At 65.4% G+C, this 16,556-nt stretch carries 20 protein-coding genes; 10 read left to right on the top strand and 10 right to left on the bottom strand.

Annotated elements, in window-relative coordinates:
• Window positions 1-33: 33 nt before the first annotated feature.
• Window positions 34-237, bottom strand: a complete 204-nt coding sequence (locus OM977_RS04910) for a cold-shock protein (RefSeq protein WP_024365339.1) — start codon at window positions 235-237, stop codon at window positions 34-36.
• 258 nt (window positions 238-495) lie between these two features.
• Here OM977_RS04910 and OM977_RS04905 point away from each other — a divergent pair, with 258 nt between their 5' ends.
• Both OM977_RS04905 and OM977_RS04900 read left to right on the top strand, forming a co-directional pair.
• A complete protein-coding gene (locus OM977_RS04905; RefSeq protein ID WP_264356418.1) occupies window positions 496-933 on the top strand; it encodes a helix-turn-helix transcriptional regulator in 438 nt (145 codons plus the stop codon).
• A 10-nt stretch (window positions 934-943) separates the two neighbouring features.
• Window positions 944-1,345, top strand: a complete 402-nt coding sequence (locus OM977_RS04900) for a VOC family protein (protein WP_264356417.1) — start codon at window positions 944-946, stop codon at window positions 1,343-1,345.
• Window positions 1,346-1,349: 4 nt separating this feature from the next.
• Here the strand turns inward: OM977_RS04900 and OM977_RS04895 are convergent, their stop codons facing one another.
• Entirely contained in the window at window positions 1,350-2,501 is a 1,152-nt protein-coding gene (locus OM977_RS04895) for a DUF6226 family protein (protein ID WP_264356416.1), read from the bottom strand.
• Window positions 2,502-2,716: 215 nt separating this feature from the next.
• Here OM977_RS04895 and OM977_RS04890 point away from each other — a divergent pair, with 215 nt between their 5' ends.
• Window positions 2,717-3,001 carry a hypothetical protein gene (locus OM977_RS04890; RefSeq protein WP_264356415.1) on the top strand — a complete coding sequence of 95 codons (285 nt, stop codon included), beginning with the start codon at window positions 2,717-2,719 and terminating at the stop codon, window positions 2,999-3,001.
• 7 nt (window positions 3,002-3,008) lie between these two features.
• On the opposite strand, the gene OM977_RS04885 is transcribed toward OM977_RS04890, so the two are convergent.
• A complete protein-coding gene (locus OM977_RS04885; protein WP_264356414.1) occupies window positions 3,009-4,250 on the bottom strand; it encodes a S8 family serine peptidase in 1,242 nt (413 codons plus the stop codon).
• Window positions 4,251-4,497: 247 nt separating this feature from the next.
• Between OM977_RS04885 and OM977_RS04880 the strand changes: the two genes are divergently transcribed.
• Both OM977_RS04880 and OM977_RS04875 read left to right on the top strand, forming a co-directional pair.
• Complete coding sequence (locus OM977_RS04880; RefSeq protein ID WP_264356413.1) at window positions 4,498-4,950, top strand: DUF4383 domain-containing protein; 453 nt, start codon at window positions 4,498-4,500, stop codon at window positions 4,948-4,950.
• A gap of 222 nt (window positions 4,951-5,172) precedes the next feature.
• Window positions 5,173-5,754: a protoglobin domain-containing protein gene (locus OM977_RS04875; RefSeq protein ID WP_264356412.1), complete on the top strand. Its 582-nt coding sequence runs from the start codon at window positions 5,173-5,175 to the stop codon at window positions 5,752-5,754.
• 13 nt (window positions 5,755-5,767) lie between these two features.
• Here the strand turns inward: OM977_RS04875 and OM977_RS04870 are convergent, their stop codons facing one another.
• Entirely contained in the window at window positions 5,768-6,958 is a 1,191-nt protein-coding gene (locus OM977_RS04870) for an acyltransferase family protein (RefSeq protein WP_264356411.1), read from the bottom strand.
• 107 nt (window positions 6,959-7,065) lie between these two features.
• Window positions 7,066-7,851 carry an IclR family transcriptional regulator gene (locus OM977_RS04865; protein WP_264356410.1) on the bottom strand — a complete coding sequence of 262 codons (786 nt, stop codon included), beginning with the start codon at window positions 7,849-7,851 and terminating at the stop codon, window positions 7,066-7,068.
• Window positions 7,852-8,023: 172 nt separating this feature from the next.
• Here OM977_RS04865 and OM977_RS04860 point away from each other — a divergent pair, with 172 nt between their 5' ends.
• Both OM977_RS04860 and OM977_RS04855 read left to right on the top strand, forming a co-directional pair.
• A complete protein-coding gene (locus tag OM977_RS04860; protein WP_270103204.1) occupies window positions 8,024-8,842 on the top strand; it encodes a maleate cis-trans isomerase family protein in 819 nt (272 codons plus the stop codon).
• 12 nt (window positions 8,843-8,854) lie between these two features.
• Entirely contained in the window at window positions 8,855-10,246 is a 1,392-nt protein-coding gene (locus OM977_RS04855) for an SLC13 family permease (RefSeq protein ID WP_264356409.1), read from the top strand.
• A 97-nt stretch (window positions 10,247-10,343) separates the two neighbouring features.
• Here the strand turns inward: OM977_RS04855 and OM977_RS04850 are convergent, their stop codons facing one another.
• Window positions 10,344-10,964, bottom strand: coding sequence for a flavin reductase family protein (locus OM977_RS04850; protein ID WP_264356408.1), 621 nt, complete (start codon window positions 10,962-10,964; stop codon window positions 10,344-10,346).
• A 44-nt stretch (window positions 10,965-11,008) separates the two neighbouring features.
• Here OM977_RS04850 and OM977_RS04845 point away from each other — a divergent pair, with 44 nt between their 5' ends.
• Window positions 11,009-11,755, top strand: a complete 747-nt coding sequence (locus tag OM977_RS04845; protein WP_264356407.1) for a haloacid dehalogenase type II — start codon at window positions 11,009-11,011, stop codon at window positions 11,753-11,755.
• On the opposite strand, the gene OM977_RS04840 is transcribed toward OM977_RS04845, so the two are convergent.
• Window positions 11,737-12,432 (bottom strand): haloacid dehalogenase type II, encoded by a 696-nt coding sequence (locus tag OM977_RS04840; protein WP_264356406.1) that lies wholly within the window; start codon window positions 12,430-12,432, stop codon window positions 11,737-11,739. The genes OM977_RS04845 and OM977_RS04840 overlap by 19 nt on opposite strands.
• A gap of 365 nt (window positions 12,433-12,797) precedes the next feature.
• Here OM977_RS04840 and OM977_RS04835 point away from each other — a divergent pair, with 365 nt between their 5' ends.
• Complete coding sequence (locus tag OM977_RS04835; RefSeq protein ID WP_264356405.1) at window positions 12,798-13,175, top strand: TfoX/Sxy family protein; 378 nt, start codon at window positions 12,798-12,800, stop codon at window positions 13,173-13,175.
• 194 nt (window positions 13,176-13,369) lie between these two features.
• On the opposite strand, the gene OM977_RS04830 is transcribed toward OM977_RS04835, so the two are convergent.
• Window positions 13,370-14,233 (bottom strand): SDR family oxidoreductase, encoded by an 864-nt coding sequence (locus tag OM977_RS04830; RefSeq protein WP_264356404.1) that lies wholly within the window; start codon window positions 14,231-14,233, stop codon window positions 13,370-13,372.
• A 98-nt stretch (window positions 14,234-14,331) separates the two neighbouring features.
• Between OM977_RS04830 and OM977_RS04825 the strand changes: the two genes are divergently transcribed.
• A complete protein-coding gene (locus tag OM977_RS04825) occupies window positions 14,332-14,727 on the top strand; it encodes a winged helix-turn-helix transcriptional regulator (protein WP_264356403.1) in 396 nt (131 codons plus the stop codon).
• Window positions 14,728-14,762: 35 nt separating this feature from the next.
• On the opposite strand, the gene OM977_RS04820 is transcribed toward OM977_RS04825, so the two are convergent.
• Together OM977_RS04820 and OM977_RS04815 are read right to left on the bottom strand one after the other, a co-directional pair.
• Window positions 14,763-15,665, bottom strand: a complete 903-nt coding sequence (locus OM977_RS04820; protein ID WP_264356402.1) for an amidohydrolase family protein — start codon at window positions 15,663-15,665, stop codon at window positions 14,763-14,765.
• A 184-nt stretch (window positions 15,666-15,849) separates the two neighbouring features.
• Window positions 15,850-16,509, bottom strand: a complete 660-nt coding sequence (locus OM977_RS04815; protein WP_264356401.1) for a dihydrofolate reductase family protein — start codon at window positions 16,507-16,509, stop codon at window positions 15,850-15,852.
• Window positions 16,510-16,556: the final 47 nt, after the last annotated feature.

Here is a 16,556-nt window from a genome sequence, read left to right as displayed (position 1 = left end):
CCGGACTCAGAAGAGTTAGCTGGAAGCTAAGTCTTAGAGAGCCTGGATGTTTACGGCCTGGGGACCCTTGGGGCCCTGCTCGGTTTCGAAGGAGACCTTCTGGTTCTCTTCGAGGGAGCGGAAGCCGGAAGAGGCGATCGCGGAGTAGTGTGCGAAGACGTCCTGTGAGGAGTCATCGGGGGAAATGAAGCCGAAGCCCTTTTCAGCGTTAAACCATTTGACGGTACCAGTAGCCATTATTTTTTGTCCTTCGTGAAGGTGGAGGAAAAGTCCCGACTTTCGGGTCCTCCGGTGTGGGGTGCTCAAAACCGCTGCTTCAGAAGAACAAGGTCTTTCAACCTTGCGTACTGCCTGAACTACGAACTGCATAAACACAACAACAGGATCAACCCTACAGGAGATTTCCGGGACGGATTACCACGCCGGTTGCGGGGCTGCCCCGGCCGCCCCGTGAAGGACCTCCCCGCGGGAGGTCTCCGGCTCTAGAATGGCGGCATGACACCGCAGGAGGTGGCCAACCTGACGCATCTCCGCCGGGCGCGGGACCTGATCGACCGCGACTACGCCCGGCCACTGGATGTGCCCACCATGGCCGCAGGCGCCCTCATGTCCCCGGCGCACTTCTCCCGCCAGTTCAAAGCGGCCTACGGCGAGACGCCCTACAACCACCTCATGACCCGGCGGATTGAACGCGCCATGGCGTTGCTGCGGGCCGGCGCCAGCGTGACGGATGCCTGCATGGAGGTCGGCTGTACGTCGCTGGGATCGTTCAGCTCCCGGTTCACCGAGATCGTCGGCATGCCGCCCAGCGAGTACCGTTCCAGGCAGCACGACGCCGTCAAGGCCATGCCCTCGTGCATTGCCCGGACGCGCACACGGCCCGCCCGCAAGCCGAGCAGGATTGAAGAAGCGCCCCCGCAGCCGCTGCAATAGCGTGGAAGGCATGAACATCTCACTGCAGTACTCACAAATCACCGTCAACGACCTCGACGAGTCGCTCGCGTTCTACCGGGACGTGCTCGGCCTGGAGGTGCGCAACGACGTCGGCTCGGACGGGCAGCGCTGGGTCACCCTCGGCAGCGCTGCCCAGCCGGATCTGGAGCTGGTGCTGTCCGTCCCGCACGCCGGCCGCTCCCAGGACGACGGCGACGCCCTCCAGCAACTGCTCGTCAAGGGCGCCCTCCCCATCCTCGTGTTCCGCACGGATGATCTGGACGCCACGTTCGAAGCGGTTCGGGCTTCCGGCGCGGAGGTCCTCCAGGAACCCATCGTCCAGCCGTGGGGCCCGCGCGACTGCGCCTTCCGCGACCCGTCCGGCAACATGGTCCGCTTCAGCCAGGCCTGACGCATCAACTCCCGAGCAACGGCCAGGGACTCCATCCGCCGGGCGCCTCCCGCAGCCGGATTTCGGCGTCGTGCAGGCGGGCGACGCTGGTTGGGGCGGGTTCGCCCTGGCCGCTTTCTGAACCGGACCCGTCGAACGCGGTCAGGGCATATTCACTCCACCGTTTGCGGCCCACCGGGTAGCGTTCGCTGTATCCGCCGGCCGCGACCGAAAGCACCAGCCTTTCCAGCCGGTCCGCCGTTGTCTCCACCGTCTCGTCGCAGGCATCGCAGCCACAGACCGGGAACGGGAAGTCGTGCAGCACTCCGGCGTGCACCACAACTCCCGGGTACCCGGTCAGCACAAACGTCAGGGCCGCCGCACCTGGACGCCGCGGGGTGACTTTGACCGCCTGCCGCACGTCCTGCCGCTCCATCAGCAGCTCCCGCGCGTGGGCCGGATCGGTCTGGACGTCGACGTCGTACACGGCCGTAAGGTGGCCGATCAGAGCGCGGGCGACGTCGTGCAGTCCGGCGAAGCGCTCGGGGTGGCTGTCCACGCTGTAGGAATCCGGGTCGGGTCCGTCCTCTTCCCACTGCCGGCCATAGGGAATGGGCTCCCCGTTCCGGGAGTAGTAGGTGGCGGCTGGCAGGTCCGGCCTTACATAACGGGGCTGTCCTGCCGCCGGGGACATCGGGAGCCGCATTGGCGGTGCCTCGTCCGGCTCTTCCCGGGCCCAGTCCAACAACGTGGCGACGAGCCCACGGACGGCAGCGTCGTCGGCGATGCGCAGCGCCTCTAGCAGCCGATCCGTCTCGAACCGCTTCTCCCGGTTTCCCACCGTGGAGGGGGCTCCTTCGTAGGCGGTCCACTCCGCGTCCGGTCGCAATCCGGCGATCGTGTTCCCGGCGAAGACGGCCGCCGCGGCACTGAGCGCACTGTCGTCTGCAATCGGGGAGCCGAACCTGCGCAGGAACCAGATAAGCCGCTCAGGATCCGCCGCGAGTTCCCCGGCCCGCACTCCCTGCGCGGCGCAGAAGTCCACGAACGGGGCATAGCCTTTCAGGTGCCGGACAATTGCGGGGCCCGGTTCTGGCCGGTACAGCGCCCTGCCGCGCGATATCGGCTCCGGCAAACCCCTGGGCTGCCCGTCAAACACGTCCTCGTTTGTCCCCATAGCGCGATCCTAATCCGAAGCAGCTGTAGAGTCGCTGCGGCGCATCCAGAAGGCCTCCGGCACAGCCGAAATCCTGGCCGACCTCCGCGGGGACCGTTGATCATCTACATGGACACGTCCGCTGTCCTCAAACTCGTGCTGAGGAGACGGAATCATCCGCTGTTGCCGAGTACCTTTCGGTAGCGGCGGCCCGCGGTGACAAGCCGGTGGCGTCCATGCTGCTCTACACGGAACTTCATTGCGCTGCGCACCGGCGCGGGCTGCCCGGCGGGCTGGTCAATGCAGTACTCCGTGGGATCAACCTGGTGGATCTGGCGCGCTCGGACCTTATGTACGCGGCCGCCCTGCCCGGCGGTTTGCGGAGCGCAGATGCCATCCATCTGGCGGCGGCCATCCGGCTGCAGGCAGACTTCCTGATTGCCTACGACGCCGAACTGCTGGCCGCCGCGGTGGACGCCGGCCTCAACGTGCTGTCTCCGGGCATCGGCGACAGGCCATAAGCCGCGGCTACCTAACAGCGTTGTTGGCGTTCACGCGGCCGTGTTTCCAGTAGGTGCCGGTCCCGGAAATCTTGTCGGCGGTTGATTCGACGTTGGCCCGGACGGACGTGTTCGTGGCGCCGGTGTGGGAGCTCCAGGCAAGCGCGGCAGTGGCAGCGACGATGGGTGCGGACATCGAGGTGCCGTTGCCGACGTCGTAACCGAAAGAGCGGTTGTTCTGCGTCCCGAGGACAAACGTGTGGTTCGGGAACGTGGAGTAGACGTTGACTCCGGGTGCTGCGACGTCCACCCAGCTGGCTCCGTAGGTTGAGAACGATGCTTTGGCGTCGGTGTTGTCGGTCGCGGCGACGGCAATGACGTTGGGGTAAGCGCCCGGGTAGATCTTGGTCTGGCCACCGCCGTTGCCTGCCGCGGCAACCAGCACCACACCCTTGCTCCAGGCGTTGTTGACGGCAGTTTCGAGGGTGCGTGACGCCCGCACTCCGAGGCTCATGTTGATAACCTTCGCACCGTTGCTGACGGCCCAGTTGATGCCGTTCGCCAGGGCTGAGCTGGACCCGACGCCGCTGTCATTGAGGACCTTGCCGTCCAGGATGGTGCATCCCGGACACACGCCGGCAACGCCAATCGTGTTGTTGGCGGTGGCGGCGACAATGCCGGCCACGTGCGTGCCGTGCCCATAGTTGTCTTCACCGGGTTTCCCATTGCTGAAGTTGGCGCGTGCAACAACCTTTTGTGTGATGTCGCCGTTGTCGCTGGCGACACCTGAATCAAGCACGGCGACTTTGATGCCGGTACCCGTCGTGACGTTCCACGCTTCGACGGCGTCCACATCAGCGTCCGCTGTGCCCCCGGCTACAGACAAGGTGCTGGCGGTGTTGGTGAATGGTTGGCCGTTGTTTTGCAGAGCGTACTGGCGCGGGAAGTACTCGTCAGTTGTAGCGGCAGTCACCGGCTCGTCCGGCTCGGCGTACTCGACGGCGGGGTTCCGGCTTAATGCTGCGATGAGCCGGACTTCCCTGCCGGCCGGTACGTTGATGAGTTGAGCGCCGGTGCTGCCGATACCAGGGCCCTCCCTGAGGCCGTGCTGGCGCAGCACGCCGGCAGCCGAGCCATTGTCGCGGAATTTGACCATGATTTGCCCCGCGATGGGTGATGACGGGGCAGCCGCGTTGCTCGGGACTGCCACGGTGATTCCGCCGAACCCCAAGGTTACGGCTGCCAAACCCGCTATAACGACCTTTTTCATTCAGCCATTTTGCTTCACTCTTGGCGGGCTAGATAGTGCCTGCCGGCACCCGTAACACAGGCGGCCGGCTGCAGCTTAAGACCCCCGGGGGGGGTGCGCCCGCCAAAAGTCCGGAGTAATTTCCGGAAGTTTTTGCCCATAACCCATCCGACATGCGGCAACGCCCGAATAACTGACATCACCTTTGGGTCGGCGGGCAATGTGAACCGGCCGATCCGGAGACTCAAACCGCATCCAGGAGATCACTATGGCAACACACACCAGCACCGGCAGGGCAACCCGCACCAACGTCCAGAAGGCATCGATGGTTGTGGGTGCCGTGTTCCTGCTGGTCGGCGTCCTGGGCTTCGTGCCGGGAATCACCGCCAACTACGACCAGCTGCACTTCGCGGGACACCACTCCGAGGCCCTGCTGCTTGGCCTCTTCCAGGTCTCGGCCCTGCACAACATCGTCCACCTGCTTTTCGGCGCCGCCGGCCTCGCGCTGGCCCGGTCAGCGGCCGGTGCACGTTCCTTCCTGCTCTACGGCGGCATCATCTATCTCGTCCTGTTCGTGTACGGGCTGGTCGTGCCCCAGGATTCGGCCGGGAACTTCGTGCCGCTGAACGGCTTTGACAACGTCCTGCACCTGCTGCTCGGCGTCGGCATGGTGGCCCTGGCCCTGATCCTTACCAAGGGCCGCACGAACCGCACACGGTAGCCCACCCCGGCGGCGCTGGCTGGCGCCGGCGCAGTCACAGTTCAACTACAGCCACAGAACTACTGCCGATGGCGGGAACCACCGAAACGTGGTTCCCGCCGTCGGCGTTTGCGGCCGGTGCCAGCGCTCCCCTGCTCCGGCTGAGAGGACCTATGCAGGGCCTCTGTACGCCGGTGCCGGCTAGTGCTTTCATGGGAATGGTTCCTTGCGAAAGGTGGCATCATGCCTTCCATCCCCGGCTACACCTTCGGCAGCGAGTCCCTCGCCCCGAGCCCCGTGTCCCTCGCAGACCTCGCCCGGCTCGAAGCGGCTGTCCTGTGGACCCAGGATGACGCGAGCGCGCTGCGGCGGGCGGGCGAGATTCTTGGACCTCAAACGGATCGCATCCTCGACGTCTGGTACGGCTTTGTTGGCAGCCACGATTTCCTTATTGCCAGTTTCGCCGGTGCGGACGGAACGGCGAATCCGGACTATCTTGAAGCCGTGCGGTCCAGATTCGCCCAGTGGATCAAGGACACGTGTTCACGCGACCGGGATCAGCAGTGGCTTGACTACCAGCATGAGATTGCCCTCCGCCACACGGCAGAGAAGAAGAACCGCACCGACGGCGTGGGTTCGACGGCGTCCGAGATCAACCTGCGCTACATCATCGCTTTCATCGTCCCGTTGACGGTCACGATCCGACCTTTCCTCGCCGAGCAGGGCGCGGACGCTGATGAGGTGGAGGCGATGTACCAGGCGTGGTGCAAGGCCGTCACCCTGACGGCGGCCCTTTGGGCCGAGCCGTACTCATCGTCCTGGTGAGCCAGCCGAGCCCCTACCCGCGGTGTCCCGACATCGCCTCCGCCATCGCCCGGACGGGTGGCCCGTAGCGGGATTCCGGGCGGGCGGCGCTGCGGATCCGGCGGCCCACCGCGCGCCCCGCGGCCACCGAAAGCCGGTGGGAGGGTTGTTCCACGTAGCGGTAGAACAGTTCGGCCGCCACGAACGAGGCGGCCACGGAGACGGCGAGCGCCAGCGGAAGCGAGACGGAGCGCAGCAAGGTGACGCCGGCCAGGATGATCGGAAGGTGCACTAGGTACAGGCTGAAGGAAACGCGTCCAAGCCATTGCACCGCGGCCGCGTCACCGAGCCTCTTGGCCGAACGGCAGGACACGAACAGTAACACGATCAGCGTCGCGCCCGCCGTAACAGCGGCCTCGACGCCGGGGATCGGCTGCTCGGGGCTGATCCATTCCGCGTTGGCCAGGAAGAGGCCCGCGGCGGCCACGACGAACCAGCCGAAGCGAGGCCAGGACTGGGTCAGCTCACGGATCCGCTCACGTTCAGTGCCTAGGATCGCCCCGATGGCGAAGATCGGCAGATAGGACAGCCAGTCCAGGTCCATCAGGGCTCCCACTACCGCCAGCAGGAACGCGATGCCGATTTTCACGTGCCAGAAGCGCCGCCAGCGGAGGGCGAGGAGGACGTAGGCCGGGAGCAGGAGGGAGAACGCGACTTCCCATTTGAGGGACCACAGCGGGGTGTTGATGGTGCTCGCGTTCAGCAAAAGCAGGGAGTCCTTGAGAACCTGGCCAGCGCTGGGGTGGGTCACGTACATGTCCGCCCACGGGCTCTGCAGGGGCGACGCTGACCGGGGAATGATCGCAATCAACGCAACGGCCAAGGCTAAAGACGCCCAGGCTGGTAGGAAGAGGCGGAAAAAGCGTTTGGCGTAGTACTGCGCCCAGCTCCTGACCGCACCCGGCCGGGTGAACGGCAGGACCAGGACGTAGCCGGAGAGCACAAAAAAGACGTGGACAGCCGGAGTGCCGTTCCAGAGGACGTGCAATGGAGAGAAGACGGCCCACGTCTCAGCGGTGGTGAGATCCGCGGACCGGTTGCCACTGACGGCGCTCCCGATTCCGGGGAGCGTCGACACCATGTGGCAGGCAACGACAACCAGGGCGGCGAGCCCCCTGAGGCCGTCCAGCTGCGTGACTCTTGATTGACCAGACTTAGAGCGCATTCACCTTATGTTACCACTTCGTTACATTTCCCCCGTGGGGCAGCCCGTGGCTCCAGCACGTGCGGGGGGCCGCGGCCGCTAGGCCGGTAGGCCGGTTGGAGACAGGGTCAACCAGCTGAATGGCTGCCGTCATACCCAAGCGCGAGGCTTGCTTCCAGGCCCGCGCGGGCCACCACGGGCCCGAGCCGGTCGACGTCGGCGGGCCCAATCCGCTGGGTCGGGAATCCCAGGCCTACGGCGCAGGCGAGCCGCCCCGCGTGGTCGAACACGGGTGCGCTGATGGAACCCACGTCTTCGTTCCGTTCGCCGAAAGCCGCATAAAACCCCTGCTCCCGTGCCACCGCCGCCTGCTGCCGGAGCAGTTCCAAAGAGGCCGGCGTGTCGGGGGTAAAGCGGTCCAGTCCGTGTTCGTCCAGGGCGCCCCACGACTCGGGGTCGAATGCCAGGAAAATCTTGCCCGGCGCTCCGGCATGCAGGGGCATAACCATGCCCACCATGAACGGCCGCATCACCACATGGCGCGTCTCGGCCACGGCAACGATGGTCCGGAACGCACCGTCCCGGACATACAGGCATGCCGTTTCACCGGTCTCGTCGCGCAGCTGCTGCAGGACCGGCTTCACCAGCCGCACCACGTCCAGCCCGAACGTTCCCGGCGTAGCCCAGCGGACCAGCCCGATGCCGATCCGGTACCGGTCGCCGTCGCGGTCCAGAAACCCCTCCCGCAGCATGTTCTGCACAAGCCGCTGGCAGGTGCTGGACGGCAGGCCCGTCATCCGGATGATCTGCTGCAATGTCGGTTCCGGAGCCTGGACCGAAAAACAGTCGAGAATCTCCGCCACCTTGTGCAGCACCAGCAGGGGTGACGCCCCGGCGCCCGGCTCCGTCGCCACAGTTTCAACATCCCTTCATTACTTTTCTTTAGCAGCCTCCAGCTTAGTAAGCCGGAACGGGCCCCGGAACGTGACCCATTTGACATCCTACTCCTGTGACCCACATCATGGGAGTCGAACCCACCTTGTGGGTCTCACCCCTAAGCCCCCAGCACAACGACGTGGAGAAATCATGAGCATCCCCGAAACCACCTGCGAAACCGCGCCGGAGCCCAAGCGCCCGGGCTCCTCCAGGGTGGGACTGATCGTCCCCAGCTCCAACACCACTATGGAGACGGAGCTGCCCGAGCTATTCCGGCGCCAGGCCGAGGCAACCGGCCACAGCTACACCTTCCACTCCGCCCGCGCCGGCATGAAGAAGGTCACCCGGGAAGAGCTGCTGGCCATGGTGGGTAAGGCAGCTGGCTGCGCCGAGGCAGTCTCCGACGCCGATGTGGACGTCATCGCCTACGCCTGCCTGGTCGCCGTCATGGCCCAGGGTCCCGGAGCCCACGAGGGCTCGGAGAAAGTCATCGCTGACGCGGCCGCCGGCAACGGGCACCCCGCCCCGGTCACCAGCAGCGCCGGCGCCCTGGTCCGCACGCTGCAGGAAATCGGCGCGCTCAAGGTGGCCATGATCACCCCCTACATGAAGCCGCTCACCAAAATGGTGGTGGACTACATCGAAGGCTCCGGCATCACCGTTCTGGACGCCATCAGTCTCGAGGTGGCGGACAACCTTGAGGTCGGCTGCCTTGACCCGCAGAACCTGCCCGCGCTTGCCCGGAGCCTGCAGCGCGAAGGCGCGGACGCCGTCGTGCTTTCCGCCTGCGTCCAGATGCCGTCGCTGGCTGCGGTCCAGGCAGTGGAGGACGAGCTGGGGCTGCCGGTCATCACGGCGGCCACCGCCACCACGTACGACATCCTCAAGGCTCTCGGCCACCAGCCCTCCATCACCGGAGCCGGCAGCCTGCTGTCCGGCGCCGGCGTCCTGACCCCGGCGAACTCCTAGGCGGACCGCACCGTGTCCCTGTCACTTATCGCGTTCCTGGTCCTGGTGGCGGCCTTTGCCATCGGTTCCTTCACCAAGATCAACGCCGGCCTGCTGGCCACCGTCGCCGCGTTCGGCGTCGGAACCCTCCTGGCCGGCATGTCCATCAAGGACGTCATCGGCCAGTTCCCTGCCGGGCTGTTCTTCATCCTGGTGGGCGCCACACTGCTCTTCGCCATTGTGCGGATCAACGGGACCATCGACCTGCTGGCCTACTGGGCTGAACGGCTCGCCGGCGACCGGAAGATCCTGGTCCCCATCCTGATGTTCCTGCTGACGGCCGCCTTGGCTTCGGCCGGCGCGTTCACCCCCGCCGCCATCGCCATTGTGGCGCCGGTGGGCCTGGCGCTGGGCATGCGGTTCGGCATCAGCACCCTGGCCATGGGCCTGGTCATTGTCCAGGGCGCCAACGCCGGTGCCTTCTCCACGGTCAACCCCTTCGGCGTGCTGGCCAACAAGATGCTGGACGGCGCCGGAGCCGCGGACGGTTCCTTTAAGCTGTACGCCTACTGCTTCGTCTTCAATGCCATTCTGGCCGTGATCGCCTACGTTCTGGTCCAGGCCATCATGAAGCGCCGCACGGCCAAGGCGGAGGCAGGTCACCAGGCCGGTGAGGCCGGGGGTGCAAAGCACGACGGCGGCGCTGCCGCTCCCGCCGGACGCCGCGCGTCAGCTCCGTCCGGGTCCGGAACTACTGTGCTCACCGCCCCGGCGCACACCTCTGTGACTGCCGCAAGCACCACCAGGACCGGCCCCGAGAAGGTAGCCGCAACGCCGATGCGGATCCTCACCCTGGTGGGCATCGCCTCCCTGCTGGTGCTCACCACCGTCCTGGGCCTGGACGTCGGAGTCGCTTCGCTGGTCATTGCCGCCGTGCTGATCGTCCTGGACTCGGGTGTGCAGAAGCCGGCAGTGGAAAGCATGCCGTGGTCCGCGATCATCCTGGTGACCGGCATCGTCACCTACGTGGGCATGCTGGAAAAGATGGGTGCGCTGAAGGAACTGCAGGAAGGCATCGCCGGCCTCGGCAACAGCTCCCTTGCCGCCCTGCTCACCAGCTATGTGGTGGCCATAGTCTCGGCCTTCGCCTCCACCACCGGCACCCTCGGCGTCATCAGCCCGGTGGTCGCACCCATCGCGATGGATCCGTTGCTCACGCCCGTCGGGGTAATCACGGCCATCGCCATCAGTTCGTCGGTGGTTGACGTGAGCCCGATGTCCACCAGCGGCGCCCTGCTGATGGCGAGCGCGCAGCCCAAGGACGAGCGGATGTTCTTCCGGGCGCTGCTGCTCTGGGCCATCGCCATGATCGGCGTGGTGCCGCTCCTCGTGTGGTTCGTGTTCGTCCAGCTGGGCCTCGGCTGATCACCGTACAGCGGAAGGGAAAGGGATGTCCTGCATGGCAGGGCATCCCTTTCCCTTTCTAGCTTTCCTCTTAATGCGGCCTGTCTTCCGCCGGGTTTCAGGCCTTGGGGCGGAAAGGCCCCGGCCAGTCCTTGAGCCGGATCCGCTGGAGGTCGTGGACGGTGGCCAGCGTGCCCCATTCGTCCAAGCCCAGCCGGGACAGCGGCTCCAGCAGGTCAATCCGAGGGTGTGTGCCGTCCAAAACTGCGTCACTCACGGCAGCGTGCGTCACTTCGCCGAAGACCAGGATGGAGTCTCCGATCGGCAGGACCGAGTGGAGACGGCATTCGAGCACCGCCAGCGATTCCTTAACCCGCGGCGCACGCACCGTGAGGCTCGGTTCCCGGGTGAGGCCGGCGGCGTCGAACTCACTGACATCGGGCGGAAAATTGGTGCCCGTGGCGTTGACCTCCTCCAGCAGCGCGGCCGGGGCGAGGTTCACCACGAATTCCTTGGACTCGGTGATGTTGCGGAGCGAATCCTTCTCCCCCACCGAGGTGAACTGCACGATGGGCGGATGCGTGGACGCCACGGTGAAGAACGAGTGCGGGGCCAGGTTGTCAACGCCCTCCGGCGAGACACTCGATACCCACGCGATGGGCCGGGGCACCACCACGGCGGTGAGCAGCCGGTAGAAGTCACGGGCGGACGTGGCTGTGGGATCGAAATCAGTGCGCATACTGCCAGACTATCGGGCAGGAAACATTGGGAAGGAAACAGGATATGACCATCCAGCCATACCGTTCACCGTCAACCGGGTGCGGGATACGCGCCGTGCTTTTCGACACCTTCGGCACAGTGGTGGACTGGCGTACCGGCGTCGCCCGGCAGGCGGCCGCTTTCGCCGCGACACATGGGCAGCATCTCGACGCCGAGGCGTTCGCCGATGACTGGCGTTCCCTCTACCAGCCGGCAATGGAGGCCATCCGCTCCGGCTCCCGCGAATTCGCCACCCTGGACGCACTCCACCGCGAAAACCTGGACCAGGTGCTCCGCCGCCACGGCTTCGATCCGGACCGGCTGGACGCAAGAACCCTGGAAGAGTTGAACACATCTTGGCACCGTCTGCCCCCATGGCCGGACAGCTTGGAAGGCCTGTCCGCCATCCGCCGTAACTACATCGTGGGCCCACTCTCCAATGGCAACACCTCGCTGTTACTGGACATGGCCAAAAACGCCGGCCTTCCGTGGGACGTGATCATCGGCTCGGACATGACGCGCACCTACAAGCCGCTGCCCACGGCCTACCTTCGGACTGCGGAGTTCCTGGACCTCAAGCCCGGTGCAGTGATGCTCGTGGCCGCCCACAACAACGACTTGCTTGCTGCCCGGGAGGCCGGGCTGGCGACGGCGTTCATCCCCCGCCCCACCGAATACGGCCCCGGCCAGGTCGCGGACCTGACGCCGGAGAGCGATTGGGACCTCTCGGCCCCGAGCATCACCGGACTGGCTCACGAGCTCGGGGTCTGAGCTGCATGCCCCAGCACTTCCGGGAGTTCCGCCAAGGACGCGACGGTGTAGTCGGGAGCAGCGAAATAGTCCGGGTAGTCGGCCCCGGTCCGGGTGATCCACGCCGTGCCCAGACCGGCCCTGGCGGCGCCGTGGATGTCCCAGGGATGGACGGCCACCAGCAGCATCTCTCCGGGTTCCACGCCGCAGGCCCCGGAGGCGAAGTGGTAAGCGGTCGCTGCGGGCTTCCACCCCGGGGCATCCTCCACAGAAAGCAGCCGTTCGAACTGGTCCCGGATCCCGGCGGGCACGATCAGTTTCTCCGCGACCCGGGTAGAGCCGTTGGACAGCGTGACCAGTCGGTATCCAGCTGCCCGCAGAGCCCGGACGCCCTCAGGGACGTCGGGATGCAGGCCGAGTCCTGCCATTCCCGCCATGACATGCGCCACCGCGTGGTCAAGGTCCATCCCTATGTCGTAGGCGGCAAGCAGCCCGCGCAGGACCTCCGCGCCGATCTCGGCGAAGGCGCCGTTGCCGCCGGCCGCGGTGAGCGCGAAGCCGTCCCGCAGCAGCGTGGCAAACCAAAGTTTCGCCAACTCGGCCGGGGCGCCGACTTCGGCGAACCGCTGGCCCATCGGCGACATGTCTGAAAGTGTTTCGTTGACGTCGAAAACGATGACTGACGGTGCGGTGTTCATGGGTTCCCCTTCGTCGTCACAATCTTTGTGGTTTACGAGGCGCAGCACGAGGGCCACGAGAAGTCCGTGCTTTAGGTCTGCGCGGCTATTCTCAGCCCTTCTGTCATGGTCAAGTATGGCGCCACAGGTGGGCCACCCGGGCCACCTCAGGCCTCCTGCCGTAGAAGTCAGCGGCGCGGAACCCTAGGTCGCGAACGCCGGGCGCCCGGTGACACGGAGGCGTCGTTTCCGATCCAGGACGGAGTTCCGGGGCTGGCGGCACGGGGGTAGAACCCTGATGGGGACAGGGCGCCTGTACCGTACCCGGCCCCTGGCATATCCTGCAGGAAGACCCATCCCGTCGTCACTGTTCTGGAGGAACTCCCATGGAAATGCCGAAAGCGTCCGATGCCGACAAGGAGCACTTCCGCTCGGTGATCCCGGACCATCCCGAGGTGGTCGTCAAGCCGATGTTCGGCAACCTCGGGGCGTTCGTGAACGGCAACATGTTCGCCGGTCTGTTCGGCCCCACCATCGGCGTGAAGCTGGCCCAAGCGGACAAGGAGGAGCTCGAAAGCACCGAGCGGACCGTTCCGTTCGGGCCGGCCGAGCGCCCGATGGGCGGCTACACCGGATTGCCGGAGATCTGGAATGCCGAGGGCGACGGCGATGAGGCGCGGGCCAAGGCCTGGGTGGAGAAGGCATTCGAGCATGTGAGCACACTGCCGCCGAAGACCGCGAAAGCCAAGTCCGCGAAGAAGTAACTAGCCCTCCCTAGCGGAACCGTCACGCCCACCGGCACCAAGTGTTGGCTGCCCGGCCTAAGCAGGCCGGGCAACCAGGAGGCCCGGCCTAAGCAGGCCGGGCAACCAGGAGGCCGGGCAACCAAGAGGCGCCCGCCTGAAGTCGGGGCAACCAGTGCCGTGACGCTTGGTGCCAGGTCAAGCCGAGGCAGCTGCTAAGCGGAGGCAGCTGCTGAGCGGACAGCTTCGGCGAGGGACAAGGCGGGGCGTCCGATCAGCGTCTTCAGGTCTCCGGTGCTGACCAGGAGGTCACCGCGGGCAATCCCCAGGTCAGAGTCGGCCAGGATTTCCGCGAAGGCCTCCGGCACTCCCACACCAGCCAGCATTCCGGCGTACTCCTGCGCGGGGAGGTCCTGGTAGGAGATTTCCGTGCCGGTCGCCGCGCTGATCTCCGCCGCGAGTTCATCCATGGTGAACGGTTCATCGCCGCCCAGCTCGTAGATCTTGCCGGCCTGGTCGCCGGCAACCAGCACAGCAGCTGCAGCGTGGGCATAGTCGGCGCGGGAAGCTGCGCTGACCCGCCCCTCCCCCGCGCTTCCGGCGATCCCGCCCTGTGCGAGCGTGCCGGGCAGCTGATCGGTGTAGTTCTCCAGGTACCAGCCATTGCGAAGGAGAACGAAAGGAACACCCGAATCCTGCAGGATGGCCTCGGTTTCCTGGTGCTCCCCTGCCAGCTTCATCTTTGTGGTGTCCGCGTTGGCGATGCTCGTGTAGGCGAGCAGTTCAACACCTGCTGCCTTCGCGGCCTCGATGACGGTGCGGTGCTGCTCCACACGCTGCCCCACCTCGCTGCCGGAAATGAGGAGCACCTTCTGCGCCCCTTTCAATGCCTCCGCCACGGAGGCGGGATCGGTGTAGTCCATGGCCTTGACCTGGACGCCGCGCGCGGCGAAGTCTGCGAGCTTTTCGATGGAGCGGCCCGTGGCCACGATGTCCTCCGCAGGAACGTTGCGCTCCAGCAGGGCCTCGACTACATGGCGGCCCAGCTGGCCGGTTGCGCCGGTGATTACGATGCTCATGGATTTCCTTTCGATTTGGTGTTTCTCACCGATCACAACCAAGGAATCCTCGCCTTACTTCCCGAAAGAGAGTACGCACTTTAAGGTAAGGTACTGGCATGGAAGTTAGTACCACCCATGTAGCCCCCGCCATGCGCCTTCCCGTCGGCCTAGCCGGCGGCGTTTTCCCGGCGGGCTGCCCCAGCCGCACAGTGCTCGATCACATCACCAGTAAGTGGGGCGTGCTGATTCTGCTTGCTTTATCCGAGGGCGAGCAGCGCTGGAGCGAATTGCGACGGCGTGCCGAGGGGGTCAGCGAGAAAATGCTGGCACAAACCCTGAAAACCCTAGAGCGCGACGGCCTGGTCAGCCGGAATGCCCAGCCGGTCATTCCGCCGCGGGTGGACTACAGCCTCACGGAGCGCGGCTATGAGTTGAGCGCCCTGCTGGTTCCGCTGGTTGCCTGGGCCTTCGAGAACGCGGACGACATCATCAACGGGCAGCCCACGGACTAACTAACGGGCATTAGCGGCGCCTCTGACACGCCTGGCTAGGGCAGCCGGTCCAGCCCTAGAAGTTTCTGCGGGGTGTGCCAGAGGACATTTTTCATCCATTGGCTGCCGAGTCCCCAGCCTTCGAGTACCTGAATTTGGTGGCTGTAGGAGTAGGGAATCGACGGAAAATCGGTGCCGAAGACGACTTTGTCTGACAGTCCGGCAAGGGTGTCCAGGTATCCGGGCGGAATCGGGGCGACCTGTTCCATGTAGGAGGTGCCGACCATGGTCGTGTCGAGGTACACGTGAGGATTGTTCGCGGCGAGGTCGGCGTACTCCCGGTACTCCGGCAGGCCTGCGTGCGCGATGATGAGCACCAGCGAGGGGTACCTTTTGATGAGTTCGCGGATGGGTTTAGGTCCGGTGTATTCCCCTGGGTGTGGACCGCTGCCGCAGTGGATGACAACCGGCGTAGCGGAGTCCTGGATGAGCTCCCAGGCGGGTGCCAGCTGAGGGTCCAAGGGTGAGAATCCTCCCACCTGGATGTGCACCTTGAAGATTCGGGCGCCCTGCTTCAAGCTGTCCGCGACGACGGTTTCCACGCCCGGCTCTGGGTAGAAAGTGGCAGAGTGGATGGCGTCTGCATGGCTTGAGGCGAAGGCTGTCGAGTAGTCGTTGAGCCACTGCGCCATGCCGGGGCGGTGCGCATAGTTCAGGGTGGTGAATGCCTTCACTCCCATATCCCGCAGCGTCCGCACCCGTTCCTCTTCGGAGTCCCGGTAGGTGATGGGCCAGGCGGGAGCGCCGCTGTCCGCAACGCGGTCAAAGAACGCCCACACCTTCTCCAGCACCTGGAAAGGCATGAAATGCACATGCAGATCAATAATCCCCGGCAAGCCCAGCGAGTCGAGGTACGGACGGACCTCCGCGTCTGAACGCGGTCCAAGTGCTACAGCCAAGACGAACCTCCTGCTTCCACATCTCATCGGCACCAGAGCGTCGTCAACCCCGATGAAGCCCGCCACGGCAGGAAGACTCCTGCGCGGGCGTGGCAGCCCTTTGCCCTGCTAAGCATATGTAGAGCACCGCTGCTGTCGCTCGGAACGGACGACGGCGTACTCGTCTTAGCAACGACCGCCAGACCTACCGGGCCGGGCGACGGGTGAAGACCAGATGGGAAACGCCGCTTGGAGAGGGGGTTGTCTCGATGTCAAAGCGTTCCTCGAGTCCTTCGAGTCCGTCCCAGAGCCGTTCACCCCGGCCCAGGACGATCGGCACGAGGACAAGGTGCATGTGGTCGATCAGGTCCGCCTCGAGGAACTGCCGGACCGTGCTGACGCCGCCGCCGATCCGGACGTCGAGGTCGCCCGCCAGGGCGCGGGCCTGCTTGAGCGCGGTGACGGGGTCGGCGTCGACGAAGTGGAAGGTTGTTCCGCCGTCCATCTCGAGTACCGGCCGGGGATGGTGGGTCAGAACAACGACGGGGGTGTGGAAGACGGGGTTGTCGCCCCACCATCCCTTCCATTCCTCGTCCGCCCAGGGACCGCGTTGAGGGCCGAACTTGTTGCGTCCCATGATCTCCACACCGATCCCGGTCCCCCACTGGCTGGCGAACGCCTCGTCGACGCCGAAGGATGCCTCCGACTCCCCGTGGAGGCCCATCGCGCGGAAGGTGCGCGTCCCGAAGGCCCACTTCATCAGCCGGGAGCCTGCGTGGCCGAAGGGAGTCTCGAGTTGCTGGCCCTCACCGGTGCCGAAGCCGTCGAGGGAAATCGAAAAGTTGTGCACGCGGACGAGGGACATGTCATCTCCTGGAGTGCTAGCCGTTGGCGATCACTTTATGGTCATCG

It is taken from the genome of Pseudarthrobacter sp. MM222 (genome assembly GCF_947090775.1).
GTDB lineage: Bacteria > Actinomycetota > Actinomycetes > Actinomycetales > Micrococcaceae > Arthrobacter.
The sequence above is the reverse complement of the archived record's forward strand: the minus strand, read 5'-3'. Positions and strand labels throughout refer to the sequence as shown.